This window comes from Shewanella sp. M-Br, assembly GCF_036245925.1.
Classification (GTDB): Bacteria; Pseudomonadota; Gammaproteobacteria; order Enterobacterales; family Shewanellaceae; genus Shewanella; species Shewanella oncorhynchi.
On sequence record NZ_BJBV01000023.1, the window covers coordinates 1 to 19,428 of the forward strand.

The 19,428-nt window shown below is 36.5% G+C and carries 16 protein-coding genes and 1 pseudogene; all 17 read left to right on the forward strand.

Annotated features, from left to right (window positions below; all coding sequences use genetic code 11):
• Positions 1-481 precede the first annotated feature (481 nt).
• The gene (locus AAA952_RS17605; RefSeq protein WP_113940947.1) at positions 482-3,220 is read left to right on the forward strand and encodes an SLBB domain-containing protein; all 2,739 of its coding nucleotides are present in this window, start codon (positions 482-484) and stop codon (positions 3,218-3,220) included.
• A gap of 198 nt (positions 3,221-3,418) precedes the next feature.
• Positions 3,419-3,919: pseudogene (locus tag AAA952_RS17610) on the forward strand (four helix bundle protein).
• 137 nt (positions 3,920-4,056) lie between these two features.
• On the forward strand, positions 4,057-5,028 hold the full coding sequence (locus AAA952_RS17615) for a Wzz/FepE/Etk N-terminal domain-containing protein (RefSeq protein WP_113940948.1): 972 nt from the start codon (positions 4,057-4,059) through the stop codon (positions 5,026-5,028).
• A 184-nt stretch (positions 5,029-5,212) separates the two neighbouring features.
• The gene (gene pseB, locus AAA952_RS17620) at positions 5,213-6,226 is read left to right on the forward strand and encodes a UDP-N-acetylglucosamine 4,6-dehydratase (inverting) (protein WP_113940949.1); all 1,014 of its coding nucleotides are present in this window, start codon (positions 5,213-5,215) and stop codon (positions 6,224-6,226) included.
• A 22-nt stretch (positions 6,227-6,248) separates the two neighbouring features.
• A complete protein-coding gene (gene pseC, locus AAA952_RS17625; protein ID WP_113940950.1) occupies positions 6,249-7,409 on the forward strand; it encodes a UDP-4-amino-4,6-dideoxy-N-acetyl-beta-L-altrosamine transaminase in 1,161 nt (386 codons plus the stop codon).
• A 1-nt stretch (position 7,410) separates the two neighbouring features.
• Positions 7,411-8,103 (forward strand): pseudaminic acid cytidylyltransferase, encoded by a 693-nt coding sequence (pseF, locus tag AAA952_RS17630; protein WP_113940951.1) that lies wholly within the window; start codon positions 7,411-7,413, stop codon positions 8,101-8,103.
• A 24-nt stretch (positions 8,104-8,127) separates the two neighbouring features.
• Entirely contained in the window at positions 8,128-9,630 is a 1,503-nt protein-coding gene (gene pseG, locus AAA952_RS17635; protein ID WP_330148311.1) for a UDP-2,4-diacetamido-2,4,6-trideoxy-beta-L-altropyranose hydrolase, read from the forward strand.
• A gap of 7 nt (positions 9,631-9,637) precedes the next feature.
• The gene (pseI, locus tag AAA952_RS17640) at positions 9,638-10,693 is read left to right on the forward strand and encodes a pseudaminic acid synthase (protein WP_113940953.1); all 1,056 of its coding nucleotides are present in this window, start codon (positions 9,638-9,640) and stop codon (positions 10,691-10,693) included.
• Between the two features lie 29 nt (positions 10,694-10,722).
• Entirely contained in the window at positions 10,723-11,865 is a 1,143-nt protein-coding gene (locus tag AAA952_RS17645; protein WP_113940954.1) for an N-acetyl sugar amidotransferase, read from the forward strand.
• A 4-nt stretch (positions 11,866-11,869) separates the two neighbouring features.
• Positions 11,870-12,484, forward strand: coding sequence for an imidazole glycerol phosphate synthase subunit HisH (hisH, locus tag AAA952_RS17650; RefSeq protein ID WP_113940955.1), 615 nt, complete (start codon positions 11,870-11,872; stop codon positions 12,482-12,484).
• Positions 12,478-13,224, forward strand: coding sequence for an imidazole glycerol phosphate synthase subunit HisF (gene hisF / locus AAA952_RS17655; protein WP_113940956.1), 747 nt, complete (start codon positions 12,478-12,480; stop codon positions 13,222-13,224). Before hisH ends, hisF begins: the two co-directional genes overlap by 7 nt.
• 62 nt (positions 13,225-13,286) lie before the next feature.
• On the forward strand, positions 13,287-14,609 hold the full coding sequence (locus tag AAA952_RS17660) for a hypothetical protein (protein ID WP_338258719.1): 1,323 nt from the start codon (positions 13,287-13,289) through the stop codon (positions 14,607-14,609).
• Positions 14,610-14,625: 16 nt separating this feature from the next.
• Entirely contained in the window at positions 14,626-15,831 is a 1,206-nt protein-coding gene (locus AAA952_RS17665) for an oligosaccharide flippase family protein (protein WP_113940958.1), read from the forward strand.
• A 16-nt stretch (positions 15,832-15,847) separates the two neighbouring features.
• Positions 15,848-16,894 carry an EpsG family protein gene (locus AAA952_RS17670; RefSeq protein WP_330148313.1) on the forward strand — a complete coding sequence of 349 codons (1,047 nt, stop codon included), beginning with the start codon at positions 15,848-15,850 and terminating at the stop codon, positions 16,892-16,894.
• A gap of 16 nt (positions 16,895-16,910) precedes the next feature.
• A complete protein-coding gene (locus AAA952_RS17675) occupies positions 16,911-17,663 on the forward strand; it encodes a glycosyltransferase family 2 protein (RefSeq protein ID WP_338258720.1) in 753 nt (250 codons plus the stop codon).
• Between the two features lie 13 nt (positions 17,664-17,676).
• Positions 17,677-18,837 carry a DegT/DnrJ/EryC1/StrS family aminotransferase gene (locus AAA952_RS17680; protein ID WP_113940961.1) on the forward strand — a complete coding sequence of 387 codons (1,161 nt, stop codon included), beginning with the start codon at positions 17,677-17,679 and terminating at the stop codon, positions 18,835-18,837.
• Complete coding sequence (locus AAA952_RS17685; RefSeq protein WP_113940962.1) at positions 18,830-19,426, forward strand: sugar transferase; 597 nt, start codon at positions 18,830-18,832, stop codon at positions 19,424-19,426. Before AAA952_RS17680 ends, AAA952_RS17685 begins: the two co-directional genes overlap by 8 nt.
• Positions 19,427-19,428 lie beyond the last annotated feature (2 nt).

The window sequence follows — 19,428 nt, forward strand, 5'->3', positions numbered from 1 at the left end:
ACAAAATCGCTATCGAATGTCTTGCAAACCGGATGGGTCCATATATGCCGAACTGGCATTTATAGAGGGATATAGTTGAAGAATGAATAGTTTCATTTGTTAAGTTAGCGCCGAAGGGCGTTAGGCCCGCAACGATGTGCGCACCAGTTGCATACCTCAACATTAAAAAATTATGTAGGTCGCTCGCAGGTTCATTGCTAGAAATTAGGGCGGCCTGTTGTGATGCAATAAAAACTGCTGCATCTCAGATTATAAAAGTTGTGTAATGGACGTTTTAACTGGGTGGCGTTCTGCTTTTTAGCTTTATCCTTAGCGTTAAGTGAGCTCGCGAACATTCCGTTATCCGTAAATACTTCAGTTCTTGCTTTGTCGGCTTTCGCTGCGAAGCGTTCTAGATCCTAGCAGCCATAGTATTATGGTGCCTTTAGAATCTAAAAGTCGCTCTGCGACACCCTGTTTTCAACCCAATCGGAGATATCTGGTGTTACAACAAATCAAACAATTCATCATAGTAGGCCTTGGCGCCACAATATTGATGGGCGCTCAGGTTCATGCCGTTACGCCATCTCCACAAATGATTGAGCAGTTCAAGCAATTACCGAAATCTGAACAGGCAAGGCTTGCTAAGCAATACGGTATTGATCCTAATATGCTTTCAGGCTCTCAGGCCCAAACTCAGGTTACAAATCCTGAAGTCGTAGGGGAAAGAGATACCAATCCTCGTGTTTCAGATGCCGATAAAAAAGCGGCTAAAGCGGAGTTAGATTTTTCTGAAGATCCCAGCAAAATAAAATTGCGTCGTTTCGGTTATGAGATGTTTGCTGGTGAACCAAGCACATTTGCACCTGTGTCAGATGTACCGGTTCCGGGAGAGTACCTCGTCGGTCCAGGCGATAACATTAAAGTTCAGCTTTATGGTAAAGAAAATAAAGAGTATGACCTCGTCATTAACCGTGAGGGGGTTATCCAGTTCCCTGAGCTAGGTCCAATACCTGTCATGGGGCTTAGTTTCTCTGAGCTCAGAGACTCTTTATCCCAGCGTATTAGTGAGCAAATGATAGGTATTGAGTCCAACATCACTATGGGTGAGTTGCGCTCGATACGCATTTTTGTGGCAGGTGATGCCTATAAACCTGGTTCGTATACGGTTTCAAGTTTATCAACTATCACTCAGGCTCTGTTTGTCGCTGGTGGTGTTAACGAGATCGGTTCATTACGTAATGTACAGCTGAAACGTAATGGCAAGCTAGTTGGTACTTTAGATCTTTATGACCTGTTAATGCGAGGTGATGCATCGGGGGATTTAAGACTCCATTCTGGTGATGTGGTGTTTATTCCTTCTATCGGCGGCCTTGTAAGCGTAACTGGCGAAGTAAGACGCCCAGCCATTTACGAGCTAAAACACAATGAGAGCATGGCTGACGTTATCGCAATGGCCGCTGGGTTAAATACAGGAGCATATCCTAAAAGCAGTTCAATAGAGCGTTATAATAGTAAATCTTTGAAAACCATAGTTAACGTAGACTTAACCTCTGAGCAAGGTCGAAATACACCAGCCAAAGCAGGTGACATTGTTCGTGTAAAAAGTGCGTCGGAGCAATACGAAAGTGCCATCACTATAGCCGGGGCTGTTGTTCGTCCGGGTAAATATCAATGGTTTGCTGGTCAAAAAGTGAGTGACGTATTACCTTCTCTGTGGGGAGACTTAGCTGCTTCTGCTGATCTCGATTACGCAATTGTGATCCGTGAAGTGAATCAATACGGTGATATTGAAGTGCATCAATTCTCACCAGGGAAAGCAATTAGTGCTAAAGAAAGTGGCCAAGATCTTAGCTTAAATGCGCGTGATAAAATCATCCTGTTTAATTTTTCAGATGATATACAGAATCGCTATGAGTTAAATAAATTAGTAAAAGAGCGTGTTGAAAAAGTCACTTCTTTAAATACAAGTAATCTTTTAGGTTCAGATTTATTTAAAGCCGGTTTTGTTCAACTCGATAAAACTAAGTTATCGCAACGTACCGATCTTGCTGGTGTAGTACTAACAGATAAGAAAGAGTCTGAAGAGGCTGAAGTTGTTAAAGGCGTAGTCAATAAAATGTTGGCTAATTTATTTGACGATACAGAACTGCTTAAACTCAGTAATCAGATGGGCCGTCAAGAGTTACTCTACCCAGTAATGGTTAAATTAAATAGCCAAGGGCGAGCAGGCTCCGGTATTCAAATAGTTGCTATTGATGGACAGGTAAGAGAGCCAGGAGTATATCCACTGACTGTGGGTGCTCGGGTGAATGATTTAGTGATCGCTGCAGGTGGTTTAAAAGAAGGTGCTTATACCGCTAGAGCTGAATTAACAACTACCTCAACCGATATCAATGGCTCGAGAATTAAGCATAATAATCTTGATTTAACACAAGCTTTGCAAGGAATCGAAAGTGCCAATATCCGTTTAACTGGGCGTGACATGCTAACAGTGATGACGACTCCTGATTGGCAAGAATCTAAAGTTGTTGAAATCCGAGGCGAAGTAAAATTCCCTGGACGCTACAATATCCGCCGCGGTGAAACACTAAACGATTTAATCGCTCGTGTGGGTGGATTTACTGAATATGCTTATTTGCCATCAGCCGTATTTGTGCGCGAATCTGTTCGTAAGCAAGAGCAAATTGAGATTAAAAAGTTAGCCGATCAATTGCGTCGAGATATAGCCACACGAGGTGTATCGCAGGATGGCACTATGGTCAATTATGCTGATGCGCAATTGATGTTGGCCGATTTAGAAAATATAAAAGCCGTAGGACGTCTTGTTGTCGATTTAGCGGCAATTTCATTAGGAATTGAACAAGCGAATATACAGCTTGAAGATGCCGATATCCTCTATGTTCCATCGACTAAACAAACCATTGCAGTGATGGGAGAGGTTCAGCACCCAGCAACTCACAGATTTAAAGATGGCTTAACTTTAGACCAATATTTAGCTATGTCCGGTGGTGCGCGTAAACGTGCTGATGAAGACCGCACTTACGTTATCCAAGCAAATGGTTCTGTACTCATGCCTGGCCGTTCGAGTTGGTTTACTAGTGAAGACCAGTTACAACCGGGTGATACCATTATTGTGCCATTAGATACGGAATATAAAGATAACCTAAGTCTCTGGACACAGATCACGGGTATTATCTATAACACCGCCGTCGCTGTATCCGTTATCGCAGGGCTGTAGAACTTGGAATCTAGGAGCGCCTTCGGCCTCTAGAACGTTGCTTCGCAACTGCGAGAACGCAGCAAAAATCGCTGCTGCTAGAAACTAGAGCGCTCGCAGGCTCGCTCTAGGCTCTAGAATCTAGACTCTAGAAGGTGCGCAGCAACGCTCTGTTTTTTCTCGCAGGGCGAAGCCCGCTCTGCTTTTTAAGGAGCTCTCATGCGATTCGAACAACTGGATGTTTGGAAAAGAGCCTCGCGATTATCTTGTCAAATATATCAAGTGACAGAATCAGTAAGTAATTGGGGTTTTAAAGATCAAATAACTCGTTCAGGGTTATCTGTCCCTTCAAATATTGCTGACAAAAGTGCAGGAGCAACTTTTGAACGATGTGATTTTTTTCATCGGCCTCGAAGAGGTGAGGTACATGGATGTACCGAATAAGGTGAAGAGCGTGAAACACTAAAAGAGCAAATTCGCTTTTTGTACTACGCCAAAGGCTCTTTAGGTGAGTTAGTCACTCAACTCTATATAGGTATTGAAGTTGGATATTTGGCAAGGGAACCCGCATTACTTATGGTCCAAGAGGCAAAAGAATTAGCCAAAATCTTAGGTGCAATTATCAAACAAAAGCAAAGTAAGAGTAAAAGCAAAGAAGGACGCCACTGCGTGTCTCTAGGACGGCCTTCAGCCTCTAGAACGTTGCTTCGCAACTACTAGGATGCTCGCGCTCGCTCTAGAATCTAGAAGCGTAGCGCTTTGTCAATGCGCAGCCTACTTTGCTTTTAGCTTTTGCCTTTATAGAAGCGCAGCGCTCTCGCCGCGCAGCGTACTAGAATCTAGAATCTGAAGAACCAATGAACACACAAATTACTCAAAATCCAAATACATATAAAACAGACGCGCAATTCCCTCAAACCACAAGCGATGACGAAATTGATCTTCGTGAATTATTCTCTGTCATCTGGCAAGGTAAATGGTTGATTATTGCGATTACAGCTGTATTCGCTATTGGTGCGGTTATTTTTGCCATAAAACAACCCAATATCTATAAATCCGAAGCTTTATTAGCCCCTGCATCTGAAGAGCAAGGCGGTGGTTTAAGTGCATTAGCCTCACAGTTTGGTGGGCTAGCAAGCCTTGCTGGTGTGAATCTTGGTAGTAAAGGCGGCACAGATAAAACCGAATTGGCCATTGAGGTATTAAAGTCTCGCCAATTTACCAGTGATTTTATTCAAAGACACAATATCCTCGCTGATTTAATGGCAGTCGAAAAATGGGATAGGGATACTGATAAATTAATTTATGATCCTGAACTTTACAATGGACAAACCAAAACTTGGGTACGTGAAGCTAAAGCGCCATTTAAATCAGAACCATCAATGCAGGAGGCCTATAAAGTCTTTAGCAAAATGATTGCTGTTAATAAAGCCAAAGAAACTGGAATGGTCACTATTTCAGTTGAGCATTTATCACCAGCTGTTGCACAGCAGTGGGTTGCTTGGTTAATCCAAGATATTAACAAAGTGATGAAAGACCGCGACGTTGCTGAGGCGAATCGTAGCAGTGAGTTTTTAAATAAACAAATTGCTTTAACTAATGTGGCAGATATTCGAACCATTTTGTATAAGCTAGTAGAAGAACAAGCGAAAACTATCATGTTTGCCGAAGTGCGTGATGAATATGTATTTAAGACGATAGATCCAGCACTAGTACCAGAAGAAAAAGCAAAGCCTAAACGCGCTCTAATTTGCGTATTAGTTACACTGCTTGGTGGTATGTTAGGCGTGATGTTTGTGTTGGTTCGGCATTTTATAAGAAAAGACTAAGAACTTAATAACAGTTTACTTCTGTTCTTTCATTTCTAGTTTGGTACCCGCAAGTTAGTTACTCTGTGATGTGCTGTAAACAGTAAAATGATAGAGTATGAAAATGAAAAAGCATTTTAGATGGCTTTAAAAACTGAGATTAAGAATATTTAAATTTTGATATTAAATAAATATGGAATAAACAATGCTAAATAATAAAACTGTTTTGATTACCGGTGGTACAGGTTCATTTGGTAAGCAGTTCATTAAAACTATATTAGAGCAGTATAAAGATGTTAAAAAAATTGTAATATACTCTCGAGATGAGCTAAAACAATTTGAAATTCGCCAAAATTATCCTCAAAAAGACTTTCCTCAACTGCGTTTTTTTATTGGTGACGTGAGAGACCAAAATCGTCTCAAGCAAGCGTGTGAAGGTGTAGATGTAATTATTCATGCTGCCGCTATTAAACAGGTTGATACTGCAGAATACAATCCAACGGAATGTATTCGTACAAATATTGACGGCGCAGAGAATGTTATTCAAGCCGCTCTTCAATGCGGCGTTCATGATGTTGTTGCACTGTCAACTGATAAAGCGTGTGCACCAATTAACTTGTATGGTGCTACCAAACTGGCTTCAGATAAACTTTTTGCTGCTGCTAATAATATCAAGGGTTCGAAAGATATTCGTTTTAGTGTGGTTCGTTATGGAAACGTAATGGGTTCACGTGGATCTGTTATTCCATTTTTTATGAATAAGAAAGAGGAAGGCGTATTACCAATTACTCACGAAGAGATGACTCGATTTAACATCTCTTTGCAAGATGGCGTAAATATGGTCATGTATGCCCTAGAAAATCATTTAGGAGGTGAAATATTCATACCTAAAATTCCTTCTTATAAAATTCTTGACATAGCAAAGGCTATAGCCCCTGAGTGTGAAACTAAAGTGGTGGGTATTCGCCCAGGAGAAAAATTACACGAAGAGATGATTACAGATACCGACTCGCTAAATACAATCGATTTAGGTAAATATTACGCAATATTACCTTCAGTTTCGTTCACGTATACTGAAGCAGAATACATGTTGCATCATAAGGCTGAAAAAGTTCCGTTCGGTTTTAAATATAACTCGGGCACTAATACAGAATGGGAAACCGTTGAAGGACTGCGTAAACTGATTGTTGAACATGTTGATCCTAACTTTACGGCTTAGTATTTAAAGGAAGAGATATATTATGATCCCTTATGGTAAACAAGATATTTCGCAGCAAGATATTGATGCTGTGATTGATGTTTTACAATCAGATTTTTTAACTCAAGGCCCACAGGTTCCTGCATTTGAAGCTGCACTTAAAGTTCATACTGGTGCTCAATTTGCACTTGCTGTTAATAGTGCTACCTCTGCTTTGCATATTGCTTGCTTAGCGCTGGGTTTGGGGCGAGGGGATAGACTATGGACTACACCTGTGACGTTTGTTGCGTCAGCTAATTGTGGCTTATATTGTGGCGCAAGTGTCGACTTTGTGGATATTGATCCTCACACTTACAATATGAGTGTGAGTGCATTAGAAGCTAAACTTATCCTGGCTAAGGCAGATAACGCTTTACCTAAAATAGTTGTACCTGTTCATTTGTGTGGGCAAGCATGCGATATGGAAAAAATCCATGCATTAGCGATTGAATATGGGTTTAAAATAATTGAAGATGCTTCTCACGCAATTGGTGGTAGTTATCTCAATACGCCAATTGGCCGATGTGATTATTCAGATATTACTGTGTTTAGCTTTCATCCTGTCAAAATTATTACCACTGCAGAAGGTGGGGCGGTTATGACAAATAGTCAAGAGCTAAGTGAAAAAATGGCGCTTTATCGAAGTCATGGTATTACTCGTGATGCTGATAAAATGAACAGCGAATCTCATGGTAGCTGGTATTACGAGCAAATTGATCTAGGTTTTAATTACCGTATGACAGAATTGCAAGCAGCTCTTGGTGTTTCACAAATGCAGCGTTTGGATGATTTCGTGACTATTCGTCATCGTCTTGCTGAACGGTATAATCAATTACTGGATAATTTACCGATAACTTTACCTTATCAGTTGGAAGGTACTTATTCTGGTTTACATCTATATGTAATTCGTTTGCAATTGGACGCAATATCAAAGTCGCATAAAGAAGTTTTTGAAGCATTACGTGATAATGGTATTGGTGTTAATCTGCATTATATACCTGTTCATATGCAACCCTATTATCAAAGCATGGGGTTTAAAATTGGTGACTTTCCAGTAGCGGAAGCGTATTACACAGAAGCAATTTCACTGCCTATGTTCCACTCGATGAGTGAAGAACAGCAAAATGAAGTTGTACGTGTATTGACCCTAATACTAAAAGAGTAATATGAAAGTAGCAATTATCCCCGCTCGTGGTGGTAGCAAGCGTATTCCGCGTAAAAATATTAAACTTTTCCATGGTAAGCCGATGATTGCTTACTCGATTGAGGCTGCTTTGGCATCTGCTTGTTTCGATAAAGTTATAGTTTCTACAGATGATATGGAAATTGCTGCGGTAGCAAAACAATATGGAGCTGAAGTACCATTTTTACGGCCTGTTAATATTTCTGATGACCACGCAACGACTATGGATGTAATGCAACATGCTATTGAATGGTTTGTACAGCAAGGTTGGGATATTAAAGCGGTATGTTGTTTGTATGCGACAGCACCTTTTGTGACACCAGAATACCTTATTGAAGGTTATCAAAAGTTACAGCAGTGCAATGTTGAATTTACTTTTAGTGCCGCAGCATTTTCTTTCCCAATTCAGCGTGCTATCAAGCTTTCAAATCATGGGGCCGTATCAATGTTTGATGCTAGCCAAGAGCAAGTTCGCTCGCAAGATTTAGATGAAGCTTATCATGATGCAGGGCAATTTTATTGGGGACGTACAGAAGCTTTTTTAGAGCGAAAATCAATATTTGCTCCTCATTCTCGTGTGGTTATACTGCCTAGAACTAGAGTGCAAGATATCGATACACCAGAAGATTGGCTTTTTGCTGAAGCACTTTATAGCTTACTTGATCAACGTGTTTAGACCTTACCTACTTCGAGTTTATTAATGAAAGTTGTATTTCGTGTTGACGCATCTACTTGGATCGGCAGCGGGCATGTTATGAGGTGTCTTGTTCTGGCAGATGCATTAAAAAAAATTGCTTCTAATGTTAGCTTTGCATGCTTGCCTCAACAGGGCGATATGATTGCTTACATTAAAGAAAGAGGCTTTCACGTTATTAAGCTTACTTCTGTTTTATCGCCGATAACTCCGGTTGATGGTGCTGATTACCTTGGTTGGCTTCAACGTAGCATAAATCTAGATGCGGATGATTTTATAACGAAAGTTGACAGCGCTGATATTGTTATAACTGACCATTACGCCATTGGCTTGGAGTGGCAAAAAAAAGTCAAAGCAGCGCTTATTTGTAAGATTATTGCTATTGACGACCTTGTCCGAGAACATTGTGCCGATTGTATTATTGACCAAACTTTAGGTCGAAAAGCAGAAGAATATAAAACGAAAACTAATATCCTAGCGGGTACTAATTATGCCTTGTTAACTTCGACATTTAGTTCATTTCGAGCTAAGGCGTTTGCCAAAGTACCACCAAGTAGTACTCCAAAAATTTTGCTTTCAATGGGGGGAGTTGACGCTCCTAATGCAACATTAAAGGTTTTGAAGTGCTTAGTTGGTAAAATTCAAGGTAATATTACAGTATTGTTAAGTCCACGAGCTCCACACTACAAAGAAGTTGTAGAATGGTGCGGTGGTCACAATGAAATTATCCATTGCGATTTTAGTAATAATATGGCTTTGTTGATGTCAGAACATGATATAGCAATAGGGGCACCAGGTACGACAAGTTGGGAACGTGCTTGCTTAGGTCTTCCTAGTATTATTATTCCTTTAGCTGACAATCAAACAACAATCACCGCTCAGCTTGTTAAACATAAAGCTGCTATTGCAGTAACGTTAAATAATATAGAGCACGATTTAGTAAAATCTTTTGAAACTTTAATTAATGATTGGAAAACATACCATCAAAATAATTTAATACTTTGTGATGGAAAAGGAACACAACGTGTTGTGTTGAATCTCCAGCAGATGATTTTAGCTGAGCCATTCGAAAGATATCAACTTACACTAGCAACTTCAGCTGATATTACACTTGTATATAAGTGGCAATGTCATCCAAATACTAGACAATATGCATTAACTACTTCGGCACCGTCCTGGGAAGAACATGCATCATGGATGGCAAATAAATTAATGAGTCTTGATGATTTTTTCTATGTAGTAAGATGCAATTTATCAGGTCAAGCCGTCGGTGTGTTACGTTTAGATAAACAACAAGATTCACATTATCTGGTATCTATATTTATTGCACCAGAACATTATGGTAAAGGTGTTGCTAAAGCAGCATTAATGTTAGCAGATTTAATTCATCCGAATGTTACTTTACACGCAACGGTATTAGAGCAAAATAAACCATCACAGCTTTTATTTGAAAAAGCGAATTATCAACGAATTTCCCAACAAGAATTTATTCGCCACCGAATGAAATAGGATTATTATGAACCCGTATATCACTATCGACGGCCGTAAGATTGGGCCCGATTATCCACCTTATATCATCGCTGAATTATCAGCTAACCATAATGGTGACATAAACCGTGCTTTTCAAATTATGGAAGAGGCGAAAAAGGCTGGTGCAAATGCTATAAAGTTACAAACTTACACCCATGAAACAATTACCATGGACTGCGATTCAGAAGAATTTCAAATTCGTGGTGGTTTATGGGATGGGCAAAGTCTGTATGCACTATATAAAGGCGCTCATATGCCATGGGAATGGCATCAACCTCTATTTGAAAAAGCTAAAGAATTAGGCATTACTATATTTAGTTCGCCGTTTGATTTTACTGCGGTGGAGTTATTAGAAGATCTCAATGCACCAGCATATAAAATTGCTTCTTTTGAATTGATTGATTTGCCATTAATTAAGCGCGTGGCGCAAACCGGTAAACCGATGATCATGTCTACTGGCATGGCCAATAAAGAAGAGATTGCTGAAGCGATTAAAACTGCTCGTGATAACGGATGTAAAGAGTTAGTTGTATTGCATTGTGTTAGTGGCTATCCCGCTCCAGCAGACCAATATAATCTAAAAACAATTGCAGACATTGCCCAGCGATTTGAAGTGTTATCAGGTTTATCAGATCATACTATTGATAATGCAACGGCAGTAGCCTCTGTTGCATTAGGTGCTTGTCTGATCGAAAAACATGTGACTATGGACCGTAACGGTGGTGGTGCAGATGATAGTTTCTCATTAGAGCCACTTGAATTAGCTCAATTATGCAAAGATGCTAAAACAGCATGGCAGGCTATGGGGCAAGTTAACTATGAACGTACCGAAGCTGAAAAAGGTAACGTGAAATTTCGTCGTTCGCTTTATGTTGTTAAAGACATTAATGTGGGTGAAGCCTTTACAATGAATAACGTACGTAGTATTCGTCCTGGGTTTGGTATGGCGCCGAAATTTTTAGAGGATATTTTAGGTAAAAAAGCATCCAGGTTCGTCGAAAAAGGTACAGCACTTCAAGCTGAATTTATCGCCAAAAATTAATTTATAGTTGAATCGTTTTAAGGAAAGATATGCAATATTGTAAAAAATGTATTATGCCAGCTACTAGACCTGAGCAAGTATTTACTGATGGTGTTTGCGACGCTTGCCATTCCGCTGTAGACAAACATGTAACAATCGATTGGTCTAAGCGTGATGAAGAGTTTAAAGCAATATTAGATAAATATCGAAGCAAAGATGGAAGTGAATACGATTGTATTATTCCAGTTAGTGGTGGAAAAGATAGCTGTTATCAGGCGATCACCATGCGAGATAAGTATGGAATGAATCCATTATGCGTTACTCATACTCCTTGTGAATTAACTCCAGTTGGCATTCAAAATTTAAACTTTTTACGTGACCAAGGTTTTGATCTAATACAAATTTCTGGTAATAGAAAACATTATAAAGAGTTAGTTAGAATCGGTTTTTTCAAACTAGGTGATTGTTGTTGGCCTGAGCATATCGGCATTTTTACTGCACCAGTTCGTGTTGCTGTTAATTATAATATTCCATTACTGATTTGGGGTGAAAATTCGCAATTTGAATATGGCGGGCCCGCTACTAAAAAAGAAAATAACTTTTTAGACCGTAATTGGCTTGAACAATTCCAAATGAGCGGGCATCGATTATCTGATGTAGTCCATGATGGTGTTGAATTGAAAAATATTCAAACGCTGCTATATCCAAGTGATGAAGATGTAAACCGTGTAGGCGTAACAGGCCTATTTTTGGGTTATTTTGAAAAGTGGGATTCAAAACGTAATGTCGATTTATGTTGTAGCTTAGGCTGGAATAAAAATCCTGACGGTCCAATTGAAGGTGCTTTTAACGATATTGAAAATCTAGATTGTAAATGGATAGGTGGTCTACATGATTATATGAAATTTATTAAATATGGTTATGGTAGAGCAACAGATCAAATCTGTATCGAAATAAGAGCTGGAAGAATGACTCGTGAAGAAGGTATAAAAGCTTTGAAAGAGTCTTCTGAAGGAACTATTCCATGGAAATATGTTCCTGACTTTTTAACCTATTTAGATATAACAGAAGCTGAGTTTTTAAGTAATTTAGATAGATTTACAAATAAAATGATATTTGAACGGAATGAAGATACTGGCGAGCTCTGTAAAGATTCTCATGGAAATTTAATCAGAAAATACTTCCCAGGATAATTAAATGCTTAAAATTGTTGATCTAGAAGTTGGCAATATTGGTAGTGTAATTAAAGTTATTAAGCATATTGGAGTTGATTTTGAATTAATTACATTACCAGAGCAACTAATTGGTGCCAGTAAAATTATTCTTCCAGGGGTCGGCAGTTTTTCTGCCGCGGCCCAAAAAATGCATAAATCAGGTTTTGCGGAAGCTTTAAATGAGCATGTATTAATAAATAAAGTACCAGTACTCGGGATTTGTGTAGGCATGCAATTATTGGCTACCTTAGGCGTTGAAGGTGGAAGTACAATGGGACTTGGATTTATTAATGCTACAGTCGAGCGTATCGATAATTTAAATGGAACATTAATTATCCCACATATGGGCTGGAATGACGTTTACTCTAATAATATACCAATTTTTCAAAATATTAATGACAACAGCTGTTTTTATTTTGTTCATAGTTACGCGATGAGAATATCAGAGAATGAAAATGTTAAAATAGCTTATACTAACTATGGAGAAAATATTGTAGCCTACGTTAATAAAGAACATATACATGGAGCACAATTCCATCCAGAAAAAAGTCAGCAAGTGGGCATTCAATTTTTACGGAATTTTATCGAATTATGTTGAGAAAGAGAATAATACCAATTGTTTTACTTGATGGTTTTTCAGTTTTAAAAACAATTAATTTTAATGTTAGACGTAACTTAGGTAGTCCTATAACAGTAGCCAAAACATATAATACCCGTAATGTCGATGAGTTGGTTTTGTTGGATATTGATGCATCAAAGCAAGGGCGGTCGATTGATAAATTTACAATTGCTGAAATTGCACAAGAGTGCTTTATGCCGCTTACTGTTGGTGGTGGCATTAGAACCATAAAAGATATTCGAGATTTACTTGCTAAAGGTGCGGATAAAATATCTATTAATAGTTATGCTTTAGAAAATCCTGATTTTATAAAAGAAGCATCGGATATTTTTGGCGCGCAATGCGTAGTTGTATCTATTGATGTTATTGAGGATGGTGGTAATTTTTACATCTACAATAAAGGTGTAATTCTAAGGGATCTTGATTTAATTGAATGGATTCAAATGGTAGAAAAACTTGGTGCAGGTGAAATATTAGTAAATAATGTTAGTCGTGACGGAACTATGATTGGTGCAAATATTCATCTTGCTGAATTGGTTTCCGATTCTGTATTTATACCTGTTATTTATGCAGGAGGTGTAAGTAGCCCAATTGATGCAGCATTAGTTGCTGAAACTAAAATTTCTGGTATCGGTATAGCAAGTATATTTCATTTTACTGATTACACTCCAGATGATTGTCGGAATGCTCTGAAAGCTAAATTAATACCTGTCAGGTAGTGTTTAAGAGTTATTTAAAAGCAATATTATATAATATTGCTTACTTAATGTGATTTCTTAGAATGAAAATTAAATTATTTAAAAATTTTTTCTGTTTTATTTTGAAGTATTATTATATATCTAAAAGCAGTAATCAAATATTAACATGCAATAATAGTGGTGAATTAGCTTTTCAATGCACTATAGCGAAAAAACAATTTTTCTATAGTGTCTTTTTAAGATCATTGTTGCCTATACGTTATATTATAAAAAATTCATTTCTTGCATCTAAAATGCAAGAGCTTAAATGTGTGGATGACGGTTCTATTTTGTCGATATATTCAACTCTAAATCAAAAAAAATCTATAGATGCCGTTAGTGATGGTAATAAAATACTTAGTGTAACATTGACTAAAGGACTTGATGCAGACTACTTCTCCACTTTAAATTTGTGGAAGTCCTCTATGGCTTTACCTTTTATATATATATATTTATTTGTTATCTCTATTTTTGATGTTGGTTTTTTAACAACTAAAAAACTATTTTCTTCATCAGGGGATAAAATGATTTTAGCATTATTTTATTATGTAAAGTTCTATTGTTTTTTTTTGAAAAATAGACCTGGATTAATATTTGTTGCTAATGATCATAGTCCTGAAATTAGATCTATAATATTGGCAGCTAAAGAGTTTAATATTAAGACAGCTTATATTCAACATAGCTCTGTTAGTAAGTTCTTTCCCGATATCAATGTTTTTGATATTGCTTTTTTAGATGGAAAGCAGTCTTTAGATGTTTATAACTCTATTTCACCATTACAAGAATGTACTCCTTATATTACTGGCGCAATCAGATTGGTTAATTTAAAAGAGCATAATCAGATGAGGGTGATTGAAAATAGAGTAAATATTGCTATTAATGACACCTTAAGTATTGATGGTTTAAAAGAATTAATTTTAAGTGCAAAAAATAAATTTCCTGTCGATTGTGTTTTTTATATTCGTCTTCATCGTCAACAGACAAACAGGAAACAAATTTTGAATCTTTGTAAAATAATGGGTGTTTTAATTTCTGATTCTAGCAACAATATTTTTGACTTTTTATCTAGATCAAGATATTTGATAACTGTTTCTTCTGGTATTGTACTTGATGCACTTCGGAATAATGTGTTGCCTTTACTTTATATAGAACCAGATACAATTGATTTTTTCGACTTTGTAGAGAATGATATAGCCATTGATATTAGTTGCTTTAGTTATTGTGAGTGTGATTATTCAAATTCATTGAAAAAATTACAATTAAATGCTAAATACTTTGATCAATTAATTGGAGAGGATTCTGTAGTTGTTTTAAAAAAAATTGCTGAAGTTAATAGTATTTTGTTATCCTCTAGTAGTGAATTATGAATAAGTATTTTGGTTTATGAAGATAATTAAGGATAGTGCAATATATCTATTGGGGGAGTTGATATCAAAATCAATACCATTCATGATGCTTCCATATTTAACTCGAAAATTGGAGTCTTCAGGTTTTGGTGAGTTATCAATATATCAACTTTATATATCCATTTTTGTCATCTTTATTGGTTTCAGCCAAGAGGGTGCTATTTCTAGATATTATTTTAGATATGGTACTAGAAATTTAGATTCTTTAGTTTTTACAAGTTATATATTTTCTTTTTTTATACTTATATTTTTTTTAGTAATATCCATTGCATTTAATTATTTACTTTTAGCTGTTTGTGCCCTGATTAGTTTTTTGCAATTTGTTTTTACGGTTCAACTTACCATTAGACAATGCAAAAAAGATGCAAAAGAATATTTTATATTGCAGTTTATATATAGTTTCTCGTATTTCTTATTTACTTATTTGCTGTTTGAGTTTTGGGATGTTTCAATAAGAACAGTGTTATTTTCTTTAATATTATGCTCTCTTTTTTCTGTGTTTATTTCCTCAATTTATACACTTAAAAAGATAACTAGCTCTGGCTTTAAATTTAAAGTGACTACGAAGTTGTTTTTTTATTTAATTTCGTTTGGCATACCGCTTATAATTCATCAATTAAGTATTTTAGTAAAGGGTCAATTTGACCGGTTCGTTGTTTATAATTCATATTCATCTGATGTTTTGGGGAAGTATGCAGTTGCTTATCAAGTTTCATCTGTGATTTTTGTTATTCTTATGGCTTTGAATAAAGCAATTGTTCCTTATTATTTTAGTGCATTAAAAAATAAGAGGGTTAATTTTTCGCATTTAAATAAGTTTGTCATTTATTCATTATCTCTTTTGCCAGTAACATACTTTTTTTTAATTAAGTTAGTTCCAATTGGTTTCCTTGGATGGCTGTTAGGTACTGAGTTCGAAGAAGCTAGAGTTTTCATCCCTATTTTCTCTTCTGGGTTCATATTGTTGATCCCTTATTTGGCTTTAGTTAATTATCTTTTTTATCATGGCAAAACTAAAGTTATAGCAACTATGAGTGTCATTGCCTCATTCGTTTATGTTCTCTGGTTGTTTTACTCAAGCTCTAAATCACTCTTAAGTGTTTCTCATTCTATGTTAATATCGAATTCTGTTTTAGTTTTGGTTCTTTATTTTTATAGCCGACAATTTAGTCATAGAAGTTGATTTTATTTGGTGAATTATGACTTTGGAAATGTTTTTGTTTTTGCTATTGTTCTTATTTGCTCTCGTATTGAGCTTAATTAAGTTAAATAAGGTCTTGTACTTTTTAATTTCTTTTTTTTTATTAATATCATATTCTGTAGTAGTAAGGTTGGCTGGCTTTGATGCTGATATTGGGAATTATTCTGAATTCTTGAAAGTCGATAGTTTTTCAATATACTATTTGAAAGAGCCTATTTATTGGCTTGGTTCGCGTTATTTGTTTAAATTAACGGGTTCAGAATTTTTTGTCTTTATTTTCTATGATCTTATATTTATAGGTTTGTTACTGATTTCTTGTGGTAAACTTAATCTGCCTAGGTATTTTCCTTTTGTTTTCTTTTTATTTTTTCCTACTGTTTTAGGTATGCAAAATGTATTTAGACAATTTATTGCCAGTGGTTTTTTGATTTTATTACTATCCTTGGCTTTTACAGGGGCGAAGTATAGGTATCGTTTTTTTGTTTTATTGCTTGCGACGCTGACTCATAATGTTTCTTTGTTGTTTTCGCCTTTGGTTTTTATTAGTCAAAACCAAAAAAAGTTTAATTTGTTTTTTTTAGTGTCGTGCTTTGGTGTGTTTTTATTGCTGCCAATAGCTGCTGGCACAAAGTCTGATTCAAATACTGGAGACTTGCCTCCGTATTTATATTTGACTATTTATTTGTTGGTTGTTGTTATTTATGTTGTTATTACTAGATTTAATTTCAATTTAAAAGAATATGCTTCTAAGTATGCAAGTTATTTATATATGATGTTTTATTTTCTTTTTTTGATCTTTTTGTCTGTCTTTATATTAGGTGGGGCACAAAGTAAACGTGTCGGAATGTTATCATTATTATTATCTTTAGTTCCTCTTACCTTGCTTATTGAGACAAGATTTAAGCAGAAAGTATTGGTTAGAGTATTGTTCATTTTTGCTGTAACGGCACCTACTCTGATTTTTCATAATGCACGTAGTCTGCTTGAAACGTCTCCATCTACTTTACAAGCAGAAGCAGCAGCAAGAGCACTTAATCACCACTAAATTATATGAGAATATGATGCCAGAGGTTTCAATAGTTTTACCCGTATATAATGCAAAGAGTTTTGTTGACGAGACGATTGAATCCGTCATAAATCAAACTTATACCAATTGGGAATTAATCGTAGTTGATGATTGTTCTTCTGATGGAACGTTTCAATATTTGCAGAGAAAGTATGGGAGTCTGCCTAATATAAAAATATTCACAAATCAAACGAATTCAGGTGCTGGAGTTACCCGTAATCGCGGTCTTAAAGAAGCTTTGGCTGAGAAAATTGCGTTCCTTGATGCTGACGATATTTGGTTACCTACAAAGTTATCAATACAAATAGCACATATGACCATGAATAATAGTGCAATAATTCATACAAGTTATGCATTTATCGATGAGGCAGGTAATCGTATCGCAGGGAAAATGAACGTAAGCCCTATTGTTGATTTGGGATCTTACATGCGCAACACTGAAATTGGCATGTCTACGTCTTTGATTAACCGAAGACTTGTCGGTAATATTCAGTTTAACTCTATGAGAACGAGACAAGATACTAAGCTTTGGTTGACCCTTTTAGAACGAGGTTTTTTTTCTGAGGGAATTGATGAGATTTTAGTATATTATCGTATAAGAAATGGCCAGATCAGTGGCAATAAATTCAAGATCGCTTGGCGTACTTTCAAGCTGTATTGGAGTGTAGATTCTATCTCTTGGTATAATCGACTTATTAATTTTATGTATTATGCATTTAATGGCGTACTTAAAAGACTAAATAAATAGGAAATAGAGGTTTATGATGGATTTTTTACCTTTTGCTTTGCCGGAAATTGGTGATGAAGAGATCAACGAAGTTGTCGATTCATTACGTTCTGGCTGGGTTACAACAGGGCCTAAAGCTAAGCGTTTTGAAGAAGCTTTTACTTCATTTTTGGGTGGTAATGGAATTGAGTCTATTTCAGTTAATTCTGCTACTTCAGGATTGCATTTAGCACTTGAAGCTGTAGGTGTTGGTCCTGGTGATGAAGTTATTGTTCCGACCTATACATTTACTGCAACCGCTGAGATTGTGCGTTATTTGGGGGCGACTCCTGTAATGGTTGATGTAGATGAACACACTTTCAATATGACTGCAGCACATTTTGAAAGAGCAATAACACATAAAACAAAGGCTGTTGTGCCTGTTCATTTTGCTGGTTTAGCGTGTGATATGGATCCAATTATTCAGGTTGCAAAAAAGCATGGGATTAGAGTAATTGAAGATGCTGCACATGCTTTGCCAACTATTTACAAAGGTAAACTTATTGGGACTTTGGATAGTGATGTGGTTGTGTTTAGTTTTTACGCAAATAAAACAATGACAACAGGTGAAGGTGGTATGGTTGTTACCACAAATCAAGAAATTGCCAAACGTTGTAAGGTAATGCGTTTGCACGGTATTAGTCGTGACGCTTTTGACCGTTATACTTCAACTAAACCAGCATGGTCTTATGAGGTTATTGCACCAGGTTATAAGTATAATATGCCGGATATTTCAGCGGCAATTGGTATACACCAGCTTTTGAAGCTTCCAGTTTTTCAGGTTAAACGGCAGAGAATGGCTGAGTACTATTATGAAGCGCTTAAAGATTTACCAATAGATTTGCCAGCATTGCCAATACAAGGTTGCTCTCATGCCTGGCATTTGTTCCCTATTAGACTTAAAGATGAAGTCCTAGTATCCAGGGACCACTTTATTGAGAAAATGGCGGAGTTAGGAATTGGCTGTTCTGTGCATTTTATCCCTTTACATCTCCATCCTTATTGGCGCGATACTTATAATTTGACACCCGAGATGTATCCTGTAGCACAGTGTATTTTTGAATCCGAAGTCACTCTGCCTTTATACACAAAGATGACAGATGATGATTTACTACGAGTTGTTGCAGCGGTTAGGCAGGTACTCATAAATGACTAAGAGATTTTTTGATTTGGTATGTGCATCTTTTGGGCTTTTTTTGCTTCTTCCTTTGTTCTTAATTGTTGCAATATGGATCAAATTTGATTCAAAGGGGCCTGTGTTTTTTCGCCAGATCAGAGTTGGAAGAAATGAAGTACCATTTCGTATTCATAAATTTAGAACTATGGTGGTGAATTCAGAATCTGTCGGTCGTTTGACGATAGGGAATGATGCGCGAGTGACTCGTTCAGGCATTTTTTTACGAAAGTTTAAAATTGATGAGTTGCCTCAGCTTATCGATGTTATCATTGGGACTATGAGTTTAGTTGGCCCTAGACCTGAGGTCCAAGAGTTTATAGATTGTTATCCTGAAGCAGAAAAAAAAATTATTCTATCTGTAAGACCTGGGATTACAGATAGAGCATCTATTGAAATGGTAGATGAAAATGATATTTTGGCTAGTTATGATGATCCTAAAATTGCATATGTTGAACATATATTGCCTATTAAGCAAAAGTTTTATATTGATTACGTAAATAAAAATGGCATTTTTTCTGATTTCAAAATTATACTTGATACCTTTTTAAAAATTATTAATCGGAAATGAAT

Coding starts and splice junctions, on each gene's coding strand:
- AAA952_RS17685 (WP_113940962.1), top strand. CDS start 18,830: ATGACTAAGAGATTTTTTGATTTGGTATGTGCATCTTTTGGGCTTTTT.
- pseB (WP_113940949.1), top strand. CDS start 5,213: ATGCTAAATAATAAAACTGTTTTGATTACCGGTGGTACAGGTTCATTT.
- AAA952_RS17645 (WP_113940954.1), top strand. CDS start 10,723: ATGCAATATTGTAAAAAATGTATTATGCCAGCTACTAGACCTGAGCAA.
- hisF (WP_113940956.1), top strand. CDS start 12,478: ATGTTGAGAAAGAGAATAATACCAATTGTTTTACTTGATGGTTTTTCA.
- AAA952_RS17670 (WP_330148313.1), top strand. CDS start 15,848: ATGACTTTGGAAATGTTTTTGTTTTTGCTATTGTTCTTATTTGCTCTC.
- AAA952_RS17660 (WP_338258719.1), top strand. CDS start 13,287: ATGAAAATTAAATTATTTAAAAATTTTTTCTGTTTTATTTTGAAGTAT.
- AAA952_RS17615 (WP_113940948.1), top strand. CDS start 4,057: ATGAACACACAAATTACTCAAAATCCAAATACATATAAAACAGACGCG.
- hisH (WP_113940955.1), top strand. CDS start 11,870: ATGCTTAAAATTGTTGATCTAGAAGTTGGCAATATTGGTAGTGTAATT.
- AAA952_RS17680 (WP_113940961.1), top strand. CDS start 17,677: ATGATGGATTTTTTACCTTTTGCTTTGCCGGAAATTGGTGATGAAGAG.
- pseF (WP_113940951.1), top strand. CDS start 7,411: ATGAAAGTAGCAATTATCCCCGCTCGTGGTGGTAGCAAGCGTATTCCG.
- AAA952_RS17675 (WP_338258720.1), top strand. CDS start 16,911: ATGCCAGAGGTTTCAATAGTTTTACCCGTATATAATGCAAAGAGTTTT.
- pseC (WP_113940950.1), top strand. CDS start 6,249: ATGATCCCTTATGGTAAACAAGATATTTCGCAGCAAGATATTGATGCT.
- pseG (WP_330148311.1), top strand. CDS start 8,128: ATGAAAGTTGTATTTCGTGTTGACGCATCTACTTGGATCGGCAGCGGG.
- AAA952_RS17665 (WP_113940958.1), top strand. CDS start 14,626: ATGAAGATAATTAAGGATAGTGCAATATATCTATTGGGGGAGTTGATA.
- pseI (WP_113940953.1), top strand. CDS start 9,638: ATGAACCCGTATATCACTATCGACGGCCGTAAGATTGGGCCCGATTAT.